The organism is Oscillibacter sp. UBA6647 (assembly GCA_002455655.1).
Taxonomy (GTDB): Bacteria; Bacillota; Clostridia; order Oscillospirales; family Oscillospiraceae; genus Oscillibacter.
In genome coordinates this window covers 8,399-9,149 of record DKLF01000092.1, presented here as the reverse complement: position 1 = coordinate 9,149, position 751 = coordinate 8,399, and the positions used below count along the sequence as shown (strand labels likewise).

Genomic DNA, 751 nt, shown 5'->3' with positions numbered 1-751 from the left:
GAATCTCCCCGGCGGCGATTTTGCAGAATAAGCAATCCGACATGATGGTTCCTCCCTTTTTAATACTCGGCAAATTTATCCCATTAAATTTATCTCAGATAAATCGGCGGTGCTGGGCGTGATAGCGATATCCCAGCTTTTCCAGAGTTTTGACCAATTCCGCCCGGTCCACATCCTCGGCGGCGCAGAGGTCCTCCAAATCCGCGTAATCATCCCGCAGCTTGGTGTTCACCACGCTCAGCAAAATAAAAGGGTCCTTCGGCAGCATCTTACTTCAGCTTTCCCGCCACAAAGTCGTCCACCGCGGCCAGTGCGTCGTCCAACTTCAACATATCCTTGCCGCCGCCCATGGCGGAATCGGGCTTGCCGCCGCCGGAGCCGCCCGCGATGCCGGACACCAGCTTCACCAGCTCTCCCGCCTTGATGCCCCTTGCCACGGCCTCCTTGCCGCACACGGCAAGGAACGTGATTTTCTCCTCCGCGGCGCTTGCCAGCACGGCCACCACGCCCGGCTCCTTGTCCCGCAGGAAGTCGCCCATCTGGCGCAGGGCGTTGGCATCTGTACCGGGGCGGCTGTGGGTCACGATTTTCAGGCCACCCACGGCCTTGGCGGACATCAAAAACTGCTGCGCGTCGCCAAGGGAAGCCTGCGCCTGATACCGCTCCACCTCGCGGCGCAGCTCCCGCATTTCCAGCATTACCTGCTCCGCCCGGTCCGCAAGGTCCGCGGGGTTGCTCTTCAACAGCTCCG

Annotated in this window: 2 protein-coding genes; both read right to left on the bottom strand. The window is 60.6% G+C overall.

Features of this window, described 5'->3' with window-relative positions; translation table 11 throughout:
* Positions 1 to 94: 94 nt before the first annotated feature.
* A complete protein-coding gene (locus tag B2W96_RS06530; protein WP_293009480.1) occupies positions 95 to 268 on the bottom strand; it encodes a DUF4250 domain-containing protein in 174 nt (57 codons plus the stop codon).
* A gap of 1 nt (position 269) precedes the next feature.
* A partial coding sequence (locus tag B2W96_RS06525; protein WP_293009479.1) for a DHHA1 domain-containing protein occupies positions 270 to 751 on the bottom strand: 482 nt, incomplete at its 5' end.